21 protein-coding genes and 1 riboswitch are annotated in these 21962 nt (G+C 57.5%); of the genes, 7 read left to right on the forward strand and 14 right to left on the reverse strand.

From position 1 onward, the window contains the following. Positions 1-17: 17 nt before the first annotated feature. The 8 genes from kdpC to L579_RS14340 form a co-directional block, all read right to left on the reverse strand. Complete coding sequence (gene kdpC, locus L579_RS14310) at positions 18-590, reverse strand: potassium-transporting ATPase subunit KdpC (protein ID WP_021184930.1); 573 nt, start codon at positions 588-590, stop codon at positions 18-20. 11 nt (positions 591-601) lie between these two features. Continuing rightward, entirely contained in the window at positions 602-2650 is a 2049-nt protein-coding gene (gene kdpB / locus L579_RS14315) for a potassium-transporting ATPase subunit KdpB (RefSeq protein WP_021184931.1), read from the reverse strand. Positions 2651-2657: 7 nt separating this feature from the next. Next, positions 2658-4337 (reverse strand): potassium-transporting ATPase subunit KdpA, encoded by a 1680-nt coding sequence (gene kdpA / locus L579_RS14320; RefSeq protein ID WP_021184932.1) that lies wholly within the window; start codon positions 4335-4337, stop codon positions 2658-2660. Beyond that, positions 4337-4426, reverse strand: a complete 90-nt coding sequence (kdpF, locus tag L579_RS23370; RefSeq protein ID WP_071783594.1) for a K(+)-transporting ATPase subunit F — start codon at positions 4424-4426, stop codon at positions 4337-4339. The genes kdpA and kdpF overlap by 1 nt, the downstream gene beginning before the upstream one ends. Positions 4427-4534: 108 nt before the next feature. Then, entirely contained in the window at positions 4535-5701 is a 1167-nt protein-coding gene (locus tag L579_RS14325; protein ID WP_021184934.1) for an HD-GYP domain-containing protein, read from the reverse strand. A gap of 195 nt (positions 5702-5896) precedes the next feature. Next, complete coding sequence (locus tag L579_RS14330) at positions 5897-6856, reverse strand: 2-hydroxyacid dehydrogenase (RefSeq protein ID WP_021184935.1); 960 nt, start codon at positions 6854-6856, stop codon at positions 5897-5899. Then, on the reverse strand, positions 6837-8231 hold the full coding sequence (locus L579_RS14335; protein WP_021184936.1) for an MFS transporter: 1395 nt from the start codon (positions 8229-8231) through the stop codon (positions 6837-6839). Before L579_RS14335 ends, L579_RS14330 begins: the two co-directional genes overlap by 20 nt. A 544-nt stretch (positions 8232-8775) precedes the next feature. After that, complete coding sequence (locus L579_RS14340) at positions 8776-9282, reverse strand: GNAT family N-acetyltransferase (RefSeq protein WP_021184937.1); 507 nt, start codon at positions 9280-9282, stop codon at positions 8776-8778. 63 nt (positions 9283-9345) lie between these two features. Between L579_RS14340 and L579_RS14345 the strand changes: the two genes are divergently transcribed. After that, complete coding sequence (locus L579_RS14345) at positions 9346-11178, forward strand: ABC transporter ATP-binding protein (RefSeq protein ID WP_021184938.1); 1833 nt, start codon at positions 9346-9348, stop codon at positions 11176-11178. Here the strand turns inward: L579_RS14345 and L579_RS14350 are convergent. Continuing rightward, positions 11175-12290, reverse strand: a complete 1116-nt coding sequence (locus L579_RS14350) for a GNAT family N-acetyltransferase (RefSeq protein WP_021184939.1) — start codon at positions 12288-12290, stop codon at positions 11175-11177. The two genes, L579_RS14345 and L579_RS14350, sit on opposite strands and share 4 nt — an antisense overlap. 188 nt (positions 12291-12478) lie before the next feature. Between L579_RS14350 and L579_RS14355 the strand changes: the two genes are divergently transcribed. The 3 genes from L579_RS14355 to L579_RS14365 all read left to right on the forward strand — a co-directional run bounded on the left by L579_RS14355 (position 12479) and on the right by L579_RS14365 (position 15036). Further along, the gene (locus L579_RS14355; protein WP_021184940.1) at positions 12479-13378 is read left to right on the forward strand and encodes a LysR family transcriptional regulator; all 900 of its coding nucleotides are present in this window, start codon (positions 12479-12481) and stop codon (positions 13376-13378) included. 99 nt (positions 13379-13477) lie between these two features. Next, a complete protein-coding gene (locus L579_RS14360; RefSeq protein ID WP_021184941.1) occupies positions 13478-14419 on the forward strand; it encodes a glutathione S-transferase family protein in 942 nt (313 codons plus the stop codon). Between the two features lie 11 nt (positions 14420-14430). Further along, complete coding sequence (locus L579_RS14365; RefSeq protein ID WP_021184942.1) at positions 14431-15036, forward strand: alpha/beta hydrolase; 606 nt, start codon at positions 14431-14433, stop codon at positions 15034-15036. On the opposite strand, the gene L579_RS14370 is transcribed toward L579_RS14365, so the two are convergent. The 4 genes from L579_RS14370 to L579_RS14385 form a co-directional block, all read right to left on the reverse strand. Continuing rightward, positions 15033-15848 (reverse strand): sugar phosphate isomerase/epimerase family protein, encoded by an 816-nt coding sequence (locus L579_RS14370; protein WP_021184943.1) that lies wholly within the window; start codon positions 15846-15848, stop codon positions 15033-15035. The two genes, L579_RS14365 and L579_RS14370, sit on opposite strands and share 4 nt — an antisense overlap. 107 nt (positions 15849-15955) lie before the next feature. Then, positions 15956-16333 (reverse strand): fluoride efflux transporter CrcB, encoded by a 378-nt coding sequence (crcB, locus tag L579_RS14375; RefSeq protein ID WP_021184944.1) that lies wholly within the window; start codon positions 16331-16333, stop codon positions 15956-15958. Positions 16334-16424: 91 nt separating this feature from the next. Then, positions 16425-16500, reverse strand: a riboswitch (Fluoride riboswitch). A 45-nt stretch (positions 16501-16545) separates the two neighbouring features. Further along, complete coding sequence (locus tag L579_RS14380; RefSeq protein WP_021184945.1) at positions 16546-16887, reverse strand: hypothetical protein; 342 nt, start codon at positions 16885-16887, stop codon at positions 16546-16548. A 9-nt stretch (positions 16888-16896) separates the two neighbouring features. Next, positions 16897-17124 carry a prevent-host-death family protein gene (locus tag L579_RS14385; protein WP_021184946.1) on the reverse strand — a complete coding sequence of 76 codons (228 nt, stop codon included), beginning with the start codon at positions 17122-17124 and terminating at the stop codon, positions 16897-16899. A 97-nt stretch (positions 17125-17221) separates the two neighbouring features. Between L579_RS14385 and L579_RS14390 the strand changes: the two genes are divergently transcribed. Then, positions 17222-18139, forward strand: coding sequence for a nucleoside hydrolase (locus tag L579_RS14390; RefSeq protein WP_021184947.1), 918 nt, complete (start codon positions 17222-17224; stop codon positions 18137-18139). 117 nt (positions 18140-18256) lie between these two features. Here L579_RS14390 and L579_RS14395 read toward each other — a convergent pair whose 3' ends face one another. After that, complete coding sequence (locus L579_RS14395) at positions 18257-19285, reverse strand: zinc-binding alcohol dehydrogenase family protein (RefSeq protein WP_021184948.1); 1029 nt, start codon at positions 19283-19285, stop codon at positions 18257-18259. Between the two features lie 135 nt (positions 19286-19420). Between L579_RS14395 and L579_RS14400 the strand changes: the two genes are divergently transcribed. Beyond that, on the forward strand, positions 19421-20323 hold the full coding sequence (locus tag L579_RS14400) for a GntR family transcriptional regulator (protein ID WP_021184949.1): 903 nt from the start codon (positions 19421-19423) through the stop codon (positions 20321-20323). 173 nt (positions 20324-20496) lie between these two features. Beyond that, positions 20497-21849 (forward strand): MFS transporter, encoded by a 1353-nt coding sequence (locus tag L579_RS14405; protein ID WP_021184950.1) that lies wholly within the window; start codon positions 20497-20499, stop codon positions 21847-21849. The last annotated feature ends 113 nt before the right edge of the window (positions 21850-21962 follow it).

The following is a 21962-nucleotide window of genomic DNA, read 5'->3' on the forward strand; positions in this document are numbered from 1 at the left end:
ACCGCGCCGCTACGGTGTTAGTTATTTAATGCATCCAGTGCCATATTTAACCGCAGCACGTTCACCGTCTCTTCGCCAGTAAACGGCAGCAACGGACGTTCAGTATGGCGTGCAATCAAGGCTTCAACCTCCTGCAACGGCATCTGGCGCGCTGCTGCAATGCGCGGTGCCTGCCACAGCGCAGCTTTCGGGGAGATATCCGGGTCGAGGCCGCTGGCCGAAGCGGTCACCAGATCCACCGGCACCGCCGTCGGGGCCTGTGGATTGGCGGCACGCAGCGCCGCGACGCGCTCCGCCACCGCTTTATCCAGCGCCGGGTTGTTGCCTGCCAGATTGCTGCCACTGGAAGCCAGCGGATTATAGGCGCTGTCGCCAGTGGCCGACGGGCGGCCCCAGAAATGACCGGGCTGGCTGAATGCCTGACCAATCATGGCAGAACCTCGCACCTCGCCATTCTGCTCCAGCAGCGAACCATTGGCCTGCGTCGGGAACCACCATTGCGCCAGGCCGGTGGTGAGTAGCGGATATACGCCACCCGTGATGACCGCCAGCAGCACTAACAATACAATAGCCGGACGTAACTGACTCATTTCTCTTCTCCTTACGCCAAGCCCAACAGGGTCAGCAACACATCAATCGCTTTGATGCCGATAAACGGCACCACCAGCCCACCCACCCCGTAAATCCACAGGTTGCGGCGCAGCAACGCAGCGGCACTCAGCGGGCGGTAGCTCACCCCTTTCAGGGCCAGCGGGATCAGGAACACAATCACCAGCGCGTTAAAAATTACCGCCGACAAAATGGCGGAGTTGGGGGAGTGCAGCTGCATCACATTCAGCATGTTGAGCTGCGGATAGGTGGCGGCAAACGCAGCCGGGATGATGGCGAAATATTTCGCCACGTCGTTGGCGATACTGAAGGTGGTCAGTGAACCGCGTGTCATCAGCATCTGTTTCCCGATGTGCACCACCTCCAGCAGCTTGGTCGGGTTGGAGTCGAGATCGACCATATTGCCCGCTTCTTTTGCCGCCTGGGTGCCGGAGTTCATCGCCACCGCGACATCAGCCTGCGCCAGTGCCGGGGCATCGTTGGTGCCATCGCCAGTCATCGCCACCAGCCGCCCTTCCGCCTGATACTGGCGAATCAGCGCCAGCTTGGCTTCCGGGGTCGCTTCCGAGAGAAAATCGTCCACGCCCGCTTCAGCCGCAATCGCGGCAGCGGTTAACGGGTTATCACCGGTGATCATCACGGTCTTGATGCCCATTTTGCGCAGTTCGGCAAAACGCTCTTTGATGCCACCTTTTACGATATCTTTCAGCGCCACCACGCCCAGCACCTGAGCGCCTTCCGCCACCACCAGCGGTGTCCCACCGGCACGCGCCACCTCTTCCACCGCGGCATTCACCTCCGCCGGGAAGCGGCCATTGCTGGCTTCGATATGACGGCGCACCGCATCCACCGCCCCTTTACGAATCAGGCGATCCTGCACGTTCACGCCGCTCATACGCGTTTGTGCCGAGAACGGGATAAAGCTGGCCCCCATGCTGCTGAGGTCACGCTCACGCAGGTTAAACTTCTGCTTTGCCAGTACCACAATGCTGCGCCCTTCCGGCGTCTCATCCGCCAGCGAGGCCAGTTGCGCTGCATCGGCCAGTTGCTGTTCGCTGACGCCGGGCGCTGGCAGGAACTGCGTCGCCTGACGGTTGCCGAGGGTGATGGTGCCGGTTTTGTCCAGCATCAACACATCAACGTCACCCGCCGCTTCCACCGCACGGCCACTGGTGGCGATAACATTCGCACCGAGCATACGGCTCATCCCCGCCACGCCGATTGCCGACAATAAGCCACCGATGGTGGTGGGGATCAGGCACACCAGCAACGCGACCAGCACGGTGATGCTGACCGGCGTACCGCCCCAGGCAGAGAATGGCCACAACGTGACGGTCGCCAGCAGGAACACGATGGTGAGCGACACCAGTAGAATGGTCAGCGCAATTTCATTCGGGGTTTTACGGCGTTTGGCACCTTCCACCATAGCGATCATGCGGTCGAGGAAGGTTTCCCCCGGATTGACGCTGCACTGGATCACCAGCCAGTCGGAAAGTATGCGCGTGCCGCCGGTCACCGAGGCGAAGTCACCGCCGGATTCACGGATCACCGGGGCCGACTCGCCGGTAATGGCGCTTTCGTCCACCGAGGCTCCCCCTTCCAGCACTTCGCCATCGCACGGAATGATGTCACCCGCTTCCACCAGCACCACATCGCCTTTGCGCAGGCTATCCGCCGACGCGGCTTTCCAGGCGGCTCCGTAGTGTGGCTCCGCCAGTTTTTTCGCATCGACGCTTTTTTTCACCCCTTTCAGGCTGTTGGCCTGGGCTTTGCTGCGCCCTTCCGCCAGCGCTTCCGCAAAGTTGGCGAACAGCACGGTAAACCACAGCCAGACCGCCACCCCGGCGGTAAAACCGGCGCTACCGTTTAATTGCCCTGCGGCCATGCCGATCGCCAGTACGCTGGTCAGCACGCTACCGAGCCACACCAGAAACATCACCGGGTTGCGAAACTGCACGCGTGGATCGAGTTTTTTCACCGCATCCAGCATAGCGACGCGCGTCAGTCGCGCATCAAACAGGGCCAGTTGTTGACGACTCATGATTCCGTTATCCCTGAATTAATTGCAGATGTTCCGCCACCGGACCAAGCGCCAGCGCGGGGATGAAAGTCAGCGCACCCACCAACAGCACGGTGCCAATCAGCAGGGCGACAAACAGCGGGCCGTGCGTCGGCAGTGTCCCGTTACCCACCGGTTGCACTTTTTTCACCGCCAGCGAACCGGCAATCGCCATCACCGGAATGATGATGCCGAAGCGACCAACGAACATGCAGACCGCCAGTAGCAGGTTCCAGAATGGCGTGTTGGCGCTCAAACCGGCAAAGGCGCTACCGTTGTTGTTGGCAGCCGAAGAGACGGCGTACAGCACCTCGCTGAAACCGTGGGTGCCGGGGTTAGCCATACCGGCCCGTCCCGCTTCGGTCATCATCGCCAGCGCCGTGCCGATCAACACCAACGTCGGCGTCACCAGAATCGCCAGCGCGGTCATCTTCATCTCCCAGACGTCGATTTTTTTACCGAGGAATTCCGGGGTACGGCCAATCATCAGGCCCGCGATAAACACCGCCAGCAGCACGAACAACAACATGCCGTACAACCCGGCCCCCACGCCGCCGAACACCACTTCACCCAGTTGAATCAACCACATCGGCACCATGCCGCCCAGCGCGGTGAAGGAGTCGTGCATCGCATTCACCGCACCACAGGAGGCCGCCGTAGTGATCACTGCAAACAGGCTGGAATTGAGGATGCCAAAGCGCGTCTCCTTGCCTTCCATGTTGATGGCACTGTCAGCTCCCAGCGTCAGGAAGTGCGGATTACCGCGCAGCTCAGCCCACATCACCGTGACCACCGCCAGCACAAACATCAACGTCATCGCCCACAGCAACATATGCCCCTGACGACGATCGCCCACCTGCTGACCAAACGCGAAGCACAGCGCCGCCGGGATCAGGAAGATACTCAGCATCTGCACGAAGTTGGTCAGTGCATTGGGGTTTTCAAACGGGTGCGCCGAGTTAGCATTGAAGAACCCTCCGCCGTTGGTGCCGAGCATTTTGATCGCTTCCTGCGACGCTACCGGACCGAGCGACAAGGTTTGCTGCGCCCCTTCCAGCGTAGAGATCGCATGATAGGGTTCAAAGGTCTGAATGCTGCCCTGACTGACGAAGAACAGCGCCATCAGCAGGCTGATGGGGAGCAGCACATAAACCGTGATACGGGTCAGATCGCGCCAGGCGTTACCCAGGGTCGCCAGCGAGCGATTGGCAAAACCACGAATCAACGCAAACGCTACGGCGATACCGGTGGCTGCCGACAGGAAGTTTTGCACCGTTAATCCCGCCATCTGGCTGAAGTAGCTCATGGTGCTTTCACCGCTGTAAGACTGCCAGTTGGTGTTGGTGACAAAGCTGATGGCGGTGTTCAGCGCCAAATCCCAGCTCAGCCCCGGCAAGTGCTGCGGATTGAGCGGCAATGCGCCCTGCATCATCAGCATCACCAGCAACAAGACAAAGCCCAGCGCGTTAAACAGCAGAATCGCCAGCAGATAATGCGGCCAGCGCATCGCCTCGCCGTCAGCACCCGCCAGCCGCCACAGTGCGCGCTCGGTGCGCGGCAGCAGCGGTTTATCGGCAATCATCAGCGCCAGAAAGCGTCCAAGTGGCTGCGCCAGCACCATCAGCACCAGCAGAAACACCGCGATCAGCAGAAATGCATTGGCAGCCATCAGAATGCCTCCGCGTTAAGCAGGGCATAAAACAGATAGCCCAGTAATAAAAACACCAGCACGATGCCGGTTATCACGCCCACACTCACAGCGACCTCCAGAGGATTTGGTTGTGCTGCAAGCATGCGCGCGGCGATATAAAGAAGAGGTAAAAAGGCGATTGGCGGGCGTAAAAAAAGTATAAAAATGGTCGAAAATCAGGCGCTTTCCAGCGCCCAGATACGATTGAGATCGATGTTATGCCACATGCTGCTGTCTTCAGCACCGGTGATGCTGTCGGTACAAAAGCTGTCGCCGAGATCAAGCTCTTCTGGTTTGATTTCCCGCTGCGCATGCAGCGACCAGAAGACATGCACTTTCGGCTTCAACAGCGATTGCTCACCGGCTTGTACCACCAGCGCTACCCGCCCGGAGGCCAGCCGCACCAGCGATCCCACCGGATAGATCCCAATGGAACGCACAAAGGTTTGCAGCAATTTGATATCGAAGTGGCCACGCCAGCTCAGCATGTTGTGCATCGCTTCAGCCGGGGTCCAGCCTTTACGGTAGGGGCGATCGGAGGTCACGGCATCGTACACGTCGCACACCGCTGCCATACGTGAAAAAAGGCTGATCTCTTCCCCTTTCAGGCCGTGCGGATAGCCGCTGCCATCCATTTTTTCATGATGATGGAGCGTAATATCCAGTAAATCCTCATCCGCGTCGGCTTCCATCAGCATCTGCGCGCCGACAATCGGATGTTGGCGCATGATCGCCATCTCTTCCGGGGTGAGCCTGCCAGGTTTGTTGAGAATCTCCAGCGGCACCGCCGCCTTGCCGACATCATGCAGCAATCCGCCCATGCCTACGCGCCGCTGCTGTTGTTCATCCAGCCCGAGTTTTTTACCGAGCGAAATCATCAAACCACATACCGCCATCGAGTGCAGATAGGTGTAGTCGTCATGGTTTTTCAAGCGCGCCATGCTGAGTAACGCGGTGGGTTCACGCGTCAGCGATCCGGCGATTTCGTCCACCAGGTTCAGGGTATAGTTGAGGTCGAGGCCCTGCCCAAGGCGCGCTTCGTTGAACATTGCCAGCACCTGGGGTTTACCCTGGGTAAAGATCGCCTGCGCCTGGTCAATTTCGTGAAAAAACGGCGTTTGCGGAATGTCTTTTTTCGGTTCAGGTGGCTTCTGTGGTGCCTGCACCGATTTATCAAGATCGATCCAGACTTCAAGGATCCCTTCATTACGGATCCAGGCGATCTGGCGTTTATCACTGATCAGCATCTGGTTGCGAATGCGTTTGTCTTTGATCCACCACACCTCCAGTTTGTGGACAAACATCCCCGGCCGCAGTTCGTCAACGGTTATCAGCTTTATCACGATATCTCTCCTTAATATCAGTGGATGGTAGAGAGATATCGGCAGCTGAACAAAATATCTTCAGGCGGTTTTGTGCGATCTGCGGAATGGCGCGATAAAGTCAGTGATGCCGGGAGGTTTTGGCACATACCGTAGCGGCGCAATTTATTGCGCAAATCCGTGCATGTTGCGCGATAAATCGCGCCGCTACTTCGGTCAAACCACCCTGGTCAGCACCGCTTCGCCTTGTGCAAAGGCCAGCAGATTTTCAAATACCAAATCTGCCATAGCCGCCATCGTCTCCTCGGTGCTGCTGGCGAGATGCGGGGTGATGACCACATCATCACGCTGGCGCAGCGCCGCGGGAACGGCAGGTTCCTGTTCAAACACGTCCAGCCCGGCCCCGGCGATTTCACCGGCTTCCAGCGCGGCGATCAGCGCCTGTTCATCCACCACGCTGCCCCGTGCGATGTTGATAAGAAAGCCTTTGGGTCCGAGCGCACGCAGTACCCCGGCATCCACCAGATGATGGGTCGCCGCGCCACCCGGCAGCGTCAGCACCAAAAAGTCGGCGCGCTGTGCCAGCGACAACAACGAATCATGGCGGGTATAAGGGACATCCGGGCGTGAACGTGGGTTGTAGTAATGAATATCCATATCAAAGGCCTGGGCGCGCTTCGCCAGCGCTTTGCCAATGCCCCCCAAGCCGACAATGCCGCACACCTTGCCCCCCACTTTGGTGGTGAGCGGATAACGCCCCTGGCTCTGCCATTGTCCTGCGCGCGTGTAACGATCCGCCGCGCTGATGCGGCGTGCCACATCGAGCAGTAGCGCCATGCCGGTGTCGGCGACGCAGGCGTTGAGCACACCGGGGGTATTGGTCACCACAATGCCGCGCGCCTCGGCTGCTGCGATATCGATGGCGTCATAGCCCACACCGTTGCTGCAAATCACTTTCAGGTTGGGCAGTTGGTCCATCAACTCGGCGCTGGCGCCCATCAACGCGTTGCCGCTGGTAACCAGCGCGTCAATTTCCGCGCCGTGCTGTGCCAACCAGGCGGCCTGATCATCCTGCTGCCACAGGCGGTAAGTGGTAAACTGCGCATCCAGGTTGTCCTGCAAGCGTACCGGCAGTAACGGACCTTTCATCAATACCTTAAACTGCGTTGATGCCATCTTCTTTCCCCTGTTTTTCATACGATGTAACGCCAGATTCCTGCTCCTCGCCGACACGTTCGATCGGTCCCATCACCAGCCAGAACAGCAAGGCAGCGACCACGCAGTGCGCGCCGACAAACACCAGGCCGATGCTGTAGCTACCGGTCACGCCAACGATGATGCCGAACAGCAGCGGCGTGAGAAAACCCGCGATATTGCCGATGCCGTTGAAGATCGAACCGGCCAGGCCCACCGCTTCTTTCGGCGCGGTATCGCTGACTATCGTCCAGGTACCCGCTCCGGCGGCGACCCCTTTGCCAAAGAAGGCGAAGGACATGATGGCGATGATGCCGACGTTGCTCGGGATCACCGCCGCGAGAATCAGCGTCGCCGCCATCAGCATGCCGACGATATAGGGCGTTTTACGCGCCCAGGAGATGCTCCAGCCACGCGCCAGCAGCTTATCCGAGATGAAGCCCCCGCTGATGCCACCAGCAAAACCAAACAACGCCGGAGCAATGGTGGCAAACCCGGCATCAAGAATGTTCATGCCGCGCGCCTGCACCAGGTAGATCGGGAACCAGGTGATAAAAAAGTAACTCAGCGCGATGATGCAGTACTGACCGATGTACGCGCACCACAGCATCCGGTTGCTGAGCAGTTTTTTGAATATCGCTTTGCTCAGTGCCGGGCGGGCTTTGAGCGTTTGCGCCGCATCGATATCCACCAGCGCGCCACCGTCCACGATATGGCGCAGTTCGTTTTCCGACACCTGCGGGTGCTGTTTCGGGCTGCGCATGTACGCCGCCCAGACAAACACCGCCAGCACGCCGATGCCGCCCAGCACAAAGAACGGCCACTCCCAGCCATAGCGCGAAACCAGCCAGCCGGAGAGCGGTGAGAAGATCGCCACGGCAAAATATTGCGCCGAGCTGAAGAGCGACGAGGCGCGCCCACGTTCCGCGCTGGGGAACCACATGATCACTACGCGAGCGTTGGCCGGAAAGCTGGGTGCCTCGATCAGACCGAGGACAAAGCGCAACGCAAACATCAACGCCAGCGCCGCCGTCATGCCGCTGGAAAACTCACCAACAAAACCCATCGCAATGGTGGCAAGCGACCAGAGCGCCAGCGTCACGCCATAAACCTTTTTGGTGCCGAAGCGATCGAGGAACAATCCTCCGGGAATCTGGCCGATCACGTAGGCCCAGCTAAAGGCGGAGAGGATCAGCCCCAGTTGGATCGCCGATAGCCCAAACTCCTCTTTGATCGCTGAACCAGAGATCGACAGGATCGAGCGGTCGGCGTAGGCCACGACGGAAAGAAACAGGATCAACATCAGGACCCAGATACGGACATGGCTGGTACGGCCAGCGTTTTTTTGTTGTGACATGGGGTGAATTCCTTAATCAGGGGGAGCCTCCTGCCCCGGATGATGTATTCAGGAATACCGCTTAAATTTCCCTGTTGAGAAAATATAGAGAGCCGGACATGGCGCGGTCATTGTGCGGATGGGGGAATTGCACGGGGAATTTCGCACGCGTTTTGGCGGATGCCACAAAGGAGGGTGCGGTGCTGCACAGAACCCTAAATCTTCCGGCAGCAAAAGCCGGGAGTGTGCGCCAGGTCGAAGAAAATCATTCGTGATGCAACTATGAGCAGGCTAACACATTACGTAGCGGCGCAATTTCGTGTGCGCTGTAGGGAAAATCCGCGCGATAAATCGCGCCGCTACGAATCGGTGTGAGCGGTAGCGGCGCAATTCATTGCGCAATTTCGTGCGCGCTGTGGGGAAAGTCCGCGCGATAAATCGCGCCGCTACGGATCGGTGTGAGCGGTAGCGGCGCAATTCATTGCGCAATTTCGTGCGCGCTGTGGGGAAAATCCGCGCGATAAATCGCGCCGCTACGGATCGGTGTGATCGGTAGCGGCGCAATTCATTGCGCCCACTCTTCCCGCAACACCGACATCACCACGATATCGTGGTACTCGCCATTTCGCAGGCAGGCTTTGCGCCGCACCCCTTCGTGCTGAAAACCGAGACGCTGGTACAAGCGCAACGCGCGGTGATTATCGTGAAACGCCTCCAGCTCCATACGCTGCACGCCCAGCCAGTTAAAGGCGTAATCCATGCCGGTACGGATCAGTTTTTCACCGATACCGCGCCCACTGAATGCCGGGTCAACGCTGATGCCAAAGCTGATGCTGTGGCGGGTGCGGGGCCGATGTTCAACAAACAACGTCAGCTCCCCCACCAGGTTGCCGTCGATTTCCGCCACAAACGCAATGAAGCCTTCCGCATCCATTTTCTCAAATTTTTTCTCCCAGGTAGCAACGCTGGGAAAGGGTAGCTGCGTGGTCCATTCATAAACCGCCGGTTGGCTGAACAACCTTTGGTATGCCGCCGCATCACGCGGTTCACGGCCACGGATAATCAAATCCATATCGCTATTCTCCTGGAAATTACACTAAGCTGAATGATTCAATGAGACGGAAAGAGTGACGCCATGCTGTATCGCCGTTTTGAACGTTTTATCAATATTTTCCAGGATGCACCAACGGATTCTCCCCCTTCCACTGTCTGGCCGTTTTATCTCTACTATCTGCGTCAGGTCTGGCCGAGTTTTCTCGCCCTGCTGATTGTCGGGCTGGTGCAGGCGCTGATTGAAGTGGCGCTGTTCAGCTACCTCAGCCGCATTATCGATCTGGTTAACCACTCGACTCCGGTGACATTGTTTACTGATAACTGGCCGATTTTGCTGTGGATGGCGGCGGTGGCGCTAATTTTCCGCCCCATCGTGATTGCCTTGCACGATCTGCTGGTGCATCAAAGCATCAGCCCCAGCATGACCAGCCTGATCCGCTGGCAAAATCATAACTACGTGCTGCGTCAGAGCCTGAACTTTTTCCAGAACGATTTTGCCGGACGTATCGCGCAACGCATTATGCAGACCGGTAACTCGCTGCGTGATTCGGCGGTGCAACTGGTGGATGCCATCTGGCACGTTTTGATCTACGCCATCACCTCGCTGGTGCTGTTTGCCGAGGCCGACTGGCGGCTGATGATCCCGCTGATTATCTGGCTGGTCGCCTATAGCCTGTCGCTGCGTTTCTTTGTGCCGCGCGTGAAACAGCGTTCGGTGGTGTCTTCCGAGGCGCGCTCGAAGCTGATGGGCACCATTGTCGATGGCTACACCAATATCGCCACCATCAAGCTGTTCGCGCATAACGATCTGGAAAAACGTTATGCGCGCGAAGCGATTCAGGAGCAAACCGACAAAACCCAGCACGCCAGCCGCATGGTCACCAGCATGGATATCACGCTATCGACCCTGAACGGCATGCTGATCGTCAGCACGTCCGGTCTGGCGCTGTGGTTATGGAGCCAGTCGCTGATTAGCGTCGGCGCGATTGCGCTGGCAACCGGCCTGGTGATTCGCCTGGTAAACATGTCCGGCTGGATCATGTGGGTGGTGAACGGCATCTTCGAAAATATCGGCATGGTGCAGGATGGATTGAACACCATTTCCCAGCCGCTCAGCGTGCAGGACGCGCCCGCCGCACAGCAGATGCAGGTGACGCGCGGCCAGATCCGTTTTGAGGATGTGCGCTTCGATTACGGCGGCGGTCGCCAGGTGATCAATCGCCTCAACCTTAACATCAAGCCGGGGGAGAAAATTGGTCTGATCGGTCCGTCCGGTGCCGGTAAATCGACGATGGTGAATTTGCTGCTGCGGCTGTATGACCTGAACGGTGGCCGCATCCTGATTGACGACCAGAACATCGCCAACGTCACTCAGGAAAGCCTGCGTGGTCAGATTGGCATGATCACCCAGGACACCTCACTGCTGCACCGTTCGATTCGTGAAAACCTGTTATATGGTCGTCCGGATGCCACCGAAGCGGAGCTGATGCAGGCGATTCGCCGTGCGCGTGCCGACGAGTTTATTCCACTGCTGTCTGACCCGCAGGGCCGCACCGGGCTGGATGCGCACGTCGGCGAACGTGGCGTGAAGCTGTCGGGAGGGCAACGCCAGCGTATCGCCATCGCTCGCGTGCTGCTGAAAGATGCGCCGATTCTGATCATGGATGAGGCCACCTCGGCGCTGGATTCGGAAGTCGAAGCGGCCATTCAGGAGAGCCTGGAAACGCTGATGCAGGGCAAAACGGTGATTGCCATCGCCCATCGTCTCTCCACCATTGCCAAAATGGATCGTCTGGTGGTGCTGGAGCAGGGGCAAATTGTCGAGATGGGTAATCACCGCGAGCTGCTGGCGCACAACGGTTTGTACGCGCGCCTGTGGCAGCATCAGACCGGTGGTTTTGTCGGCGTGGATTAATCGCCGCGTCGATACGGCAGGGCGTCGCGCGCCTCAACCTCCCAGGCGCGTATCCCTGCCCGCTCCTGTTGCAGAAAATCGTCCACCGCCGCCCGTAACCCCGCATGGCTGAGATAATGCCACGAGTGGGTGACCTGCGGCTCGAAGCCTCGCACCAGTTTGTGTTCGCCCTGCGCACCCGCATCAAAGCGCGCTAACCCCTCGGCCATCGCGTAGTCCATTCCCTGGTAAAAACAGGTTTCGAAGTGCAGCCGGTCAAACTCCGCCAGGCAGCCCCAGTAGCGGCCATACAACGTCTCACCATCCACCAGGCAGAACGCCATCGCTGCCTGCTGCCGTTGCAGCGAAGCGATGCACACCCGGATGCTGTGCGGCATCCGTTCGGCCAGCAGGCTGAAAAAATCCCGCGTCAGGTAGGGACGCTGACCGCGTACCGCATAGGTATTGGCGTAGCAGGTATAAATAAAATCCCACTGATCTTCACGCAGTTGATCGCCACGATACCAGTCAAAAGCAAAGCCGTTACTCGCCACCTGCTCGCGTTCTTTGCGTAGCTGTTTACGTTTACGCGACATCAGGGTATCGAGAAAATCCTGGAAATCCCGGTAGCCCCGGTTGTGCCAGTGATACTGAATGCCAAGACGTGCCAGCCAGTCCGGGGCCTGTTCGAGCAAGGCATTGGCGTGCGGCGTGGTGAAGTTGATATGGGCGCTGCTCAGACCGTGCTGATGCAGGTAATCCGGTAACTGTGCGATTAATGGGGCGGCATCGCCCAGCAGGCGCGCACCGGTCACCGGGCTGAACGGAATCGCCCCCAGCCATTTGGGATAATAAGGAATGCCCGCCCGCTGGCAGGCATCGGCCCAGGCGTGATCGAACACATATTCGCCCCACGAATTGCGTTTGCGATAGCCCGGCAGCGCGGCACGCACTTCACCCTGTTCGCGCCAGATAAGGTGATCCGGCTGCCAGCCACTTTCCGGCCGCACGCTGCCGCTCTCTTCCAGCGTCAGCAGAAAAGCGTGGCGTAAAAACGGTTGATCGTCAGGTAACAATGCATCCCACGCGGCGGCGCTAATCTCCGCCAGCGATGACAGGTGAAGCAAGGACATCCACGGCTCCCGGCCAGATAACAGCAAACCTGTAGTCAAACAGGTTTTGCCGCCGGGGGAAAGGTGCAGCGCACCGAATGCGAACTTAAACCAGAGCGCTGTGCCGGAAAAAAGCGCGCGATAAATCGCGCCGCTACGGATCCATCAGACGTTATATACTCCGCTTTTGTTTGCCATCAGGAAGCGTCATGGATCGTCTTGATTGTGACCGTATGTTTGTTGCCGTGCTGGAAGTCGGCAGCTTTGCCGGTGCCGCCGCGCGGCTTGGCACCAGCAGCGGCCAGGCGTCAAAGCTGGTATCCAAACTGGAGCAGGAGCTGGGTGTGCAGTTGTTTAAACGCAGCACACGCGCCCTCTCTCCCACTGAAGTGGGGCGCGCTTATTACGAACGGGTAAAAAGCCTGCTGGAAGCCTTCGATACCCTCGATGCCACGGTGCGTGAAAGTGCAACGACTCCCACCGGACGCCTGAAGATCAGCGCCCCCGGCACCTTTGGCACCGCCGTGCTCGCCAGCGTGCTGGTGGAGTTCGCCCGCACTTATCCGCAAATCGAACTGGACGTGAACTTCTCCGATCGGGCGGTGAATATCGTCGATGAAGGGTTTGATATGGCGATTCGGATTGGCAAGCTGGATGACAGCAGCCTGATTGCCCGCCGCCTCGGTGATGTGCCGGTGCGCGTGGCGGCTTCGCCGGGGTATCTCCAGCAACACGGCACGCCGCAGCACTGGCGCGATTTGGCGGCACACCAATGTATCAGCGACACCAATTTCCGCGATCCCTGGCACTGGCCGTTCGTCACCCCATGCGGCGATAGCGTTAATATGCCAATTCGCGGTCGCCTGTGTTTTTCCAATACCGAAGCCTGTTTACAGGCGGCACTGGCCGGGCTGGGCATCGCGCGCTTACCGGGTTTTATCGCCGCGCCGGCCCTGCAACGCGGTGAGATCGTCTCGCTGCTGGATGCCTTTGCCACCCCGCCGCTCGGCCTGTTTGCGCTTTATCCTCCGGCCCGCCATCTGGCACAGAAAACCCGTCTGCTGATCGACTTTCTCGCCGAGCATTTCCGTCATTATCCACCGGGCTGATTCCTTCCATTCTGGAAGCAATGAAAGCCATTTTGCCCGGATTATCACCCATCCGGCAGCGGGTTAAGCTAACCAACATCACCACAGAGGAGCAGAGCGATGTTGGTAAACGGTAAGTGGAGCGCAGAGTGGCATCCGGTACAGGCCACCGATAAACAGGGCGGCTTTGTCCGTCAGACATCCAGTTTTCGCCATTGGATCACCGCCGATGGTTCCAGCGAGTTTGCCGCCGAGCCGGATCGCTATCACCTCTATGTAGCGCTGATTTGCCCGTGGGCTTCACGTACCCTGATTGCCCGCAACCTCAAAGGATTGGAGCAGGTGATCAGCGTGTCGGTGGTGGAGCCACAACTGGGTGACCAGGGTTGGCATTTCGGCGATTATCCCGGCGCCGATCGCGATACGCTGAATAACGCCGAATATCTGCACGAGCTGTATACCCGCGCCGCGTCTGATTTCACCGGTCGTGCCACCGTGCCGGTGTTGTGGGACAAAAAAACCGGAACCATCGTGAATAACGAATCCGCCGACATCCTGCGGATGCTGAACAGCGGATTCGGCGATCTGGCCGATAACAGCCTCGATCTGTATCCGCAGGATCTGCGCAGCGAGATCGATGCGATCAACGAATCGATCTATCCGCGTCTGAATAACGGCGTGTATCGCACCGGTTTCGCCACCACGCAAATCAGCTATCAGCAGGCGTTTCAGGATGTTTTCAGCCAACTGGATGAGCTGGAGGAACGCCTGAGCGATGGCCGTACTTTCCTGCTGGGTGAGCGCCTGACCGAAGCCGATATCCGCCTGTTTGTGACGCTGATCCGCTTTGACGCAGCTTACCACGGCCTGTTCAAATGCAACCTGCGCCGCCTGCGCGACTATCCGCTGCTCGATCGCTACCTGAAGAGTATGCTGTCGGTGTCCGGCGTGCGTCAGACAGTGAATATCGACCATATCAAACAGGGCTACTATTCCATCAAAGCACTGAACCCGAATGGTATCGTGCCGGTTGGCCCGGATATGGCGGAATACGGTTTTTAAGGAGCGGTAAGATGGCAAAAGCGTTAGTGATTTTTCTGCACGGCGTCGGCAGCAATGGTGACGATTTGGCGGTACTCGGCCAGCATTGGGCCAGCCTGTTGCCGGATGTGGCGTTCGCCTCACCGAATGCGCCTTATCCGTTTGAACACGGCATGGGTTATCAGTGGTTTAGCCTGAACGGCGTCACCGTGGAAAACCGTCCGGCACGGGTGCGTGAAGCGCGCGCTGCGTTCGATGCCACGCTACAGCAATTAATGGCACAGCATGGCTTTACCGATGCCTGGGATAAAGTGATTCTGGTGGGCTTTTCGCAGGGGTCGATTATGGCGCTGGATGCGCTGGCGTCGGGTCGTCATCCGCTGGCGGGTGTGGTGGCATTCTCTGGCCGTCTGGCCTTTGACGGTGCCCTGACGCCGCAGCCGCTGACGCCTGCGCTGTTGATCCACGGCCACGCTGACGGCGTGATCCCCTGGACCGAGAGCGAATCCGCCGCGCTGCGCCTGAAAACCGCGGGTGTGACGCTGGAAACACGTTTTGAACCGGCCACCGGCCACACCATTTCTTCGCAGGGCGCGATGCAGGCGGCTGCCTTTATCGCGCAATGTTTGCAGGATTAAGCCCAGTAGCGATTCAGCGCAGTCCACGCCTGTTGCGCCGCCACTGCCGGTGGCTGCGCTTTTAACGCATCGTTAAACACCTCGATGCCAACCGGGCCGTTGTAACCGGCGCTTTTCAGCTTATCGACAAAACGCTCCACTTCGATGATGCCATCACCCGGTAATAAACGCTGATGACGCGCAATATCGATAATGGCGTCATTGTTCTGCGGCGGCAGTGCCGCCATATCGCACAGCTGCACTTCATAGATGCGATCGGCGGGGATACCATCCAGCTGCGAAGCATCGCCGCCCCGCGCACAGATGTGGAACAGATCGACCACCAAACCAATGTTGGGTTGATCCAGCCGTTGCAGGCGCTCCCACGCCAGCGGCAGGGTGTTATCGACGCTGCACCACGCCATTGGCTCGTACATGATACGCATTTTGTAGCGCGCGGCTTCCGACGCCATCCACTGCAAATCCTCATCGATACGTTCCGCGAGGCAATCTTCACGCGTGGTGGCCGGTGCCTGAATGGTGTCGCAGCCCAGCGCCTGAGCGACCTGAATAAACTGACGCAGTTCTTCGCGTTTCTGCTGACGTTCACGATCCGGCGCACCGGTAAAATCGCGTAATACCTGCAAGTTGGTAAACGTAAGCTGCTGCTGAGCGGCCAATTGCGCCAGCGCCAGGGTACCCTGCGCGCTGGCCTGAACATCTTCACGCCAGATTTCAACCTGATCAAAGCCCGCGGCATGCGCTGCTCGCAATTTCTCTTCGGGCTCACCGTTTAACAACACCAGGTTAAGGAATTTGGGGTGACTACTCATCAACGTGCTCCTTAATCGTCCGGATAAATCGGTGACACGTTCTGTGCGTCATACGCACAGAACTCTGACCAGTATCTACCTCTTAAAGGTTATTTCAAGCGCTCCGTTTAGCCCAGCAGATTGACCACGGCGAAACCGGCAAAGGTCATCAATAAAGAACCGATCACATGCACCATCACGCTCGACATCGCCCAGAAATATTTGCCAGCCTGGATCAGCACGACAATTTCTGCCGAGAAGGTGGAGAAGGTGGTCAAACCGCCACACAAACCGGTGACAATCAGCAATTTCCAGGCCGGATCAAGCTGTGGATTCTTTAAAAACCAGGCCAGTGCAGCACCAATAATAAATCCACCAATCAGATTCACCATTAAGGTGCCGGGCGGCAGATTGGGGAATAGCGTGTTAAAACGGAGGGAAATCAGCCAGCGCAGTGTACAACCCACGGCACCACCGAGCATAACAGCCAACAGCGACTTCAACATAAATGTGTAGCTCCTGATGTTTGAAACGCGCAGGGCCGCGGCAGGACAGAAAAACACCTGACACACCGCCGTCTCCCGCGCAGGGATAAGAGTGTTGTCAGGCGTCATCAGCCGTCTGTTGCCAGAACGGCGGTTGGGGAAGGTGGCACGCCATCACCTTGATGGGGGTTGATAATACGATGGCTGGCATTATGGTGCAAACAAGAGAATGGTCAGTGCTCAATCAAACGTCTGAAAAGTAACTGCTGAATACTCTGTCGTTGAGACAAGAAAACATGAGCGTAAACAGTTTGCTGTTCAACGGAAAACAAAACCCTGTAGCCGTCTGAACTATTAAATTCTCGATAACGAGTGACACCATGTTCTGCCAATTCAGAACAAATCTGACAACCTAACGGGAACTGGCTCACTCGCGATTCAAATTCATCTAATGCTTTCGCAATAATAGGTTTATGATCATTACCCAGGCGGCGATGAAAAGATGCAATCTCCTGAAGACTCAATCGCACAGTTGGCAGATAGACGATATGAAAGTGCTCATCCTTGTGCTGCATATTTTATCCTCAGAGATCTTCTAATAGCTGTTGCCGCGTCATACCTTTTCCAGCCGCTTTGTCCTCTTCAGATAAAGCGAGTAACTTCAGTAATGCCAGAGTTTCGTCTCTTTGCTGGCGCGCTTCCCAGGACTCAATAACGTATGCTGGCGTACCATTTTGTGTCACAAGAATTGGTTCCGAAAGCTCAAGAGTCGCTGCATTTTTCTTGATGTAGCTGATAGTTTCTATTTTCATGTCGCCCTCCACAATGGTCTAAATTTAGACTCTTTATATTCTCTTCGCAATCACTGATTTTTGCTTTACCTTTCCAGGAATTGAAGAGGAGACCCCTATGCGCACCCTGATTTTTGATACTGATATCGGCGTGGATGACGCCTTTGCGCTGGCGTATGCCGCGCGCACCCAGAAATTGCTGGGTATCACCACGGTATTTGGCAATGTTCCGGTGGGCCAGGCGGTGAAAAACGCCCGGCTGTTTTGCGAGAAAATGGCTATTGATGCCCCGGTGTATCGCGGGTGTTCACGCCCACTGGCGCTGACCCCTTCTGAACCGGCGCGTCTGCATGGGGAAGATGGTTTGGGCGATGCCTTCCCTAACCCGCACAGCGATCAGGCCCCCAGCGCGGTGCAATTTATTATCGACAGCGTGCGCGCTCACCCGCATGCCATCACCCTGGTGGCGATTGGCCCGCTGACCAATATTGCCAGCGCGATCAATCAGGCCCCGGATATTATTCCGCTGGTGAAAGAGTTGGTGATCATGGGTGGCGCATTCGGCACCGACGGACACAGCGGCAACGTTACGCCGTTCGCCGAGTTCAATATCTGGAAAGACCCGCATGCCGCCGACCAGGTGCTGTCCTCGGCGTTAAAAGTGGTGGTACTGCCGCTGGATGTCACCCATAAGGTGTTGATTACCGCAAATGAAGTACATCAACTTAATCAACCAGTGTTGAGCGCCATCTGCCGTCCCTATCTGGCGTATAGCCTGGAAAAAGAGGGGTTTGCGGGTATGGCACTGCACGACACCTTGACCCTTTCCTGGCTGGCGCTGCCGCACGCCTTTCACGTCACGGAAGCGCCGGTACGCGTGGTGACGGAAGGTATCAGCAGCGGGCAGACGTTACGCCGCCTCAACGCCCTCGCCTCACGCCATGACCCCTTTGCCGGGTTGCATGCCCAGCGCCTGTGTCTTGGGGTGGAGGCTGACGCAGTGCGCCAGCACTTTTTCGCCACATTGCAGGCGTAAAGACGCGCGATAAATCGCGCCGCTACTGGGATGATTGATGGCCTGTAGCGGCGTGATTTATCACGCTATTTTTGCGGCACCGCACACCCACGGTGCGGTGCGGTGCCCGATGAAAACTTAACGGGCGAAGTGGATGACGCCTTTGATCAGCTCGCGATTGTTGATTACCTCGGGTTCAAAGGTTTCCGCCAGGGTGGAGAAGTCATAATGCCGATTGAGCATCATGTCAGCACGTAACTGGCCGCTCGCCATCAGTGCGCGCACTTTGTCGAAATCTTCGCGCGTGGCATTGCGGCTGCCCATCAGCGTGGTTTCTTTTTTGTGGAATTCGGTATCGGGGATCACCAGGTCGCCTTTGTGCAGGCCGACAAACACAATAGTGCCGCCGTGACGAATCAGTTTTACCGCGCCGTTCATTGCTGCCGGGCTGCCAGTGGCATCGATCACTTTGGCTGCCAGGCGTCCACCGAACTGCGCGCGCAGCGTGGCGTCAAAATCCGCATCCAGCGGGTTGATGGTTGCCAGCCCCAGTTGCTGCGCGACATGCGCCCGCCGCTGCTCGCTGGTATCCGCCACCACCACCTGCGCGCCCGCTGCTGCGGCAATTGCCGCCACACCCAGGCCAATCGGCCCGGCACCGACCACCAGCACCTGCTCATCCGGCATCACCGCAGCCCGGCGCACCGCGTGGGCGCTGATGGCGAATGGCTCGATCAAGGCTGCCGCTTCCGGTGCGACATCATCCACCGCCAGTAAATTGTTTTGCGGTACGCTGAGCAGTTCGCAGAAACCACCATCCTGATGCACGCCAATCACCGAGATGTTTTCACAGCAGTTGGTTTTGCCGCTCTGACAAGCGTCGCACTGCTGGCAGGCGACGTACGGGATCAACGCCACACGTTGCCCCGGCGTAAAGCCGCTCGCCTCAGCACCCAGCGCCACCACTTCGCCGCATAGCTCATGGCCCAACACGCGTGGATAACTGAAAAACGGCTGGTTCCCCGCCCAGGCATGGATATCGGTGCCGCAAATCCCGGCGGTAATCGGTTTGATCAGAACCTCGTGGGCGGCCGGGGTCGGTCTGGCACGCTGCTGCCACACCATGCTACGCGGTTCCGCCACCACCAGGGTTTTCATGCTTGTCATAGGTTTCTCCTGTGCTGTTGTCACAGTTATGGCGAGAATCGATGTTAACGGCTTGTTGCGCACGCAAAAGTGTGAGGCAGAACGATTTTTTTGGGCTTTCGATGGTTTTTAATAAATAAAAAACCGGAGCCTGTTATGAGCCGAAGCCAGAATCTGCGTCAGAACGTTATCAACCAAATGCTGGAAGGCATCGCGCAGCGCCATATCCGTTCGCCTTTACCCCCGCAGGCGGCGCTGGCGGAGATGTTCAATATCAGCCGTACCACGGTGCGCCACACCCTGCATTACCTGCACCAGCGCGGCATTCTGGATAAAGTGGATGAGACGTATGTCATCGTGCGTAACCCCAGCGATGAAGATGGCTTCAGTGCCCTCACTCCACCGATTGAGCAGCAGGCCACGCAATTCGAGCAGGCATTTTTTAATTTGATCAACCAGCGGCTGCTGATGCCGGGTGATACCTTTACCGAGCTGCAACTGGCACAGCGGGTGAAGGTCAGCCCGGTGGTGGTGCGTGAATTTTTGCTGCGTTTTATGCGCTACACCCTGCTGGAGCCGGTGAAGCGCGGTCAGTGGCGCATGAAAAAGTTCGACCAGAATTACGCGGAAAAACTGTTTGAGCTGCGTGAAATGCTGGAAACCCACGCGTTAAATCGCTTTCTCAATCTGGCATCGGAGGATGAGCGCTGGATTCAGGCACGCGATTTACTCGACCGGCACCGTGCGATGCGAGACACCATTGTCAGCGATTACCGCCACTTCGCCGCACTGGATAAGGAGATGCATTCGTTGATTCTTTCCGCCGCCAACAACCCATTTTTTAATCAATCGCTGGAGATCATCTCGGTGATTTTTCACTCGCATTATCAATGGGATGAAAGCGATTTAAAGCAGCGTAATATCGTGGCACTGGAGGAACATATGGCGATCCTCACCGCGTTGATTAGCCGTCAGGATGTGGAAGCGCTGTGTGCATTGCATGCCCATCTCGACACCGCCAAAACCTCGATGATCCGATCGATCCGTCAGTACAATTAAAAACCGATTAAAAACCACAAAGCATTAGCTCCCGCACGAATCAGAAACATCTTTGCAACATCCTGTCATCTTTGCTTCTAGTCTCGGAACCATCTGTTGAGGTCGCATCGGTTGGCGACCACAGAACCCCACACTGACTGATAACGATAAGTACCCAGATCCGGGAGGTTGCAATGGAAAATACGTCGGCTCGTGGTCGCGAGACAGCGCCAGCCCCAGCCGCAGATGGACGCGAATTTGTCCCTGCACGCGGCGATGTGGTGCGCTCACCGCGCATCAGAAAGATTCAGATGACAGCGATGTTGTTGCTGCTGTTCGCCGCCATTATTAACTATCTTGACCGCAGTTCCCTGTCCGTCGCCAATATGACCATTCGCGGCGAGCTGGGTTTGTCGGCCACCGAGATTGGCGTACTGTTGTCAGCGTTTTCGCTGGCGTATGGTCTGGCGCAGCTGCCGTGCGGTGCACTGCTGGACCGCAAAGGCCCGCGCATTATGCTGGCGATTGGCATGTTCTTCTGGTCGTTGTTCCAGGCCGCCGCCGGTATGGTGCATAACTTCACCCAATTTATCCTCGTGCGTATCGGCCTGGGTATTGGCGAAGCGCCGATGAACCCGTGCGGCGTGAAGGTGATCAACGACTGGTTCAACATCAAAGATCGCGGTATGCCGATGGGGATGTTTAACGCCGCCTCGATGATTGGCCTTTCGATTGCCCCGCCCATTCTGGCAGCGATGATGCTGGTGCTGGGCTGGCGCGGTATGTTTGTCACCATCGGCGTGTTGGGTATGTTCCTCGCTATCGGCTGGTATCTGACCTACCGCGATCGCGACAACAACAAACTGAGCGCGGAAGAGATCCATTATTTACAGGCGGGTAGCGTGGCATCACGCAAGGAGCCGATCAGTTTTGCCGAGTGGCGTGGTCTGTTTAAGCAACGCACCATGTGGGGCATGATGATTGGTTTCAGCGGCATCAACTACACCGCGTGGCTGTATATCGCCTGGCTGCCGGGCTACCTGCAATCCACCTATAACCTCGACCTGAAAAGCACCGGTTTACTGGCGGCGATTCCGTTCCTGTTCGGTGCCGCCGGGATGTTGCTCAACGGCTATGTGGTGGATGCGCTGGTACGTCGTGGGATAAATGCAGTGAAGGTGCGTAAGGTGAGCATTGTCAGCGGTATGCTGTTGTCAGCGGCATTTACCGCCTTCGTCACCCGTGCCACTGACACCACCAGCGCGGTGACGCTGATTGGGATGGCGCTGTTCTGTATCCATTTTGCCGGTACGTCCTGCTGGGGATTGATTCATGCCAACGTGACTGCACGCATGACGGCGTCGGTAGGCAGTATCCAGAACTTTGCCAGCTTTGTGTTCGCTTCGTTCGCGCCGATTGTTACCGGTTGGGTGCTGGACACCACCAAATCCTTCAGCCTGGCGCTGATGATTTGTGCCGGTGTGACGGTGGTAGGGGCGCTGGCGTATCTGTTGTTGGTGCGTAAACCGATTACGGATGGGGTGTAGCCCGCTAGCAGCGGTTTAGCTCTGAGAAGGTTCCGCCCGCCAGGCATTTGGTAGTTTCAGCACCTATGTGCTGGCGGACGGGCAAAGGTCCGAGGGCGCGGACCTTTGCAATC

This window comes from Pantoea sp. AS-PWVM4, assembly GCF_000468095.1.
GTDB lineage: Bacteria > Pseudomonadota > Gammaproteobacteria > Enterobacterales > Enterobacteriaceae > Pantoea > Pantoea phytobeneficialis.

Coding starts and splice junctions, on each gene's coding strand:
- L579_RS14335 (WP_021184936.1), bottom strand. CDS start 8,231: ATGTCACAACAAAAAAACGCTGGCCGTACCAGCCATGTCCGTATCTGG.
- L579_RS14330 (WP_021184935.1), bottom strand. CDS start 6,856: ATGGCATCAACGCAGTTTAAGGTATTGATGAAAGGTCCGTTACTGCCG.
- L579_RS14370 (WP_021184943.1), bottom strand. CDS start 15,848: ATGAGTAGTCACCCCAAATTCCTTAACCTGGTGTTGTTAAACGGTGAG.
- L579_RS14355 (WP_021184940.1), top strand. CDS start 12,479: ATGGATCGTCTTGATTGTGACCGTATGTTTGTTGCCGTGCTGGAAGTC.
- L579_RS14345 (WP_021184938.1), top strand. CDS start 9,346: ATGCTGTATCGCCGTTTTGAACGTTTTATCAATATTTTCCAGGATGCA.
- L579_RS14350 (WP_021184939.1), bottom strand. CDS start 12,290: ATGTCCTTGCTTCACCTGTCATCGCTGGCGGAGATTAGCGCCGCCGCG.
- L579_RS14390 (WP_021184947.1), top strand. CDS start 17,222: ATGCGCACCCTGATTTTTGATACTGATATCGGCGTGGATGACGCCTTT.
- kdpA (WP_021184932.1), bottom strand. CDS start 4,337: ATGGCTGCCAATGCATTTCTGCTGATCGCGGTGTTTCTGCTGGTGCTG.
- crcB (WP_021184944.1), bottom strand. CDS start 16,333: ATGTTGAAGTCGCTGTTGGCTGTTATGCTCGGTGGTGCCGTGGGTTGT.
- L579_RS14395 (WP_021184948.1), bottom strand. CDS start 19,285: ATGACAAGCATGAAAACCCTGGTGGTGGCGGAACCGCGTAGCATGGTG.
- kdpC (WP_021184930.1), bottom strand. CDS start 590: ATGAGTCAGTTACGTCCGGCTATTGTATTGTTAGTGCTGCTGGCGGTC.
- L579_RS14360 (WP_021184941.1), top strand. CDS start 13,478: ATGTTGGTAAACGGTAAGTGGAGCGCAGAGTGGCATCCGGTACAGGCC.
- L579_RS14405 (WP_021184950.1), top strand. CDS start 20,497: ATGGAAAATACGTCGGCTCGTGGTCGCGAGACAGCGCCAGCCCCAGCC.
- L579_RS14365 (WP_021184942.1), top strand. CDS start 14,431: ATGGCAAAAGCGTTAGTGATTTTTCTGCACGGCGTCGGCAGCAATGGT.
- L579_RS14380 (WP_021184945.1), bottom strand. CDS start 16,887: ATGCAGCACAAGGATGAGCACTTTCATATCGTCTATCTGCCAACTGTG.
- L579_RS14385 (WP_021184946.1), bottom strand. CDS start 17,124: ATGAAAATAGAAACTATCAGCTACATCAAGAAAAATGCAGCGACTCTT.
- L579_RS14400 (WP_021184949.1), top strand. CDS start 19,421: ATGAGCCGAAGCCAGAATCTGCGTCAGAACGTTATCAACCAAATGCTG.
- kdpB (WP_021184931.1), bottom strand. CDS start 2,650: ATGAGTCGTCAACAACTGGCCCTGTTTGATGCGCGACTGACGCGCGTC.
- L579_RS14340 (WP_021184937.1), bottom strand. CDS start 9,282: ATGGATTTGATTATCCGTGGCCGTGAACCGCGTGATGCGGCGGCATAC.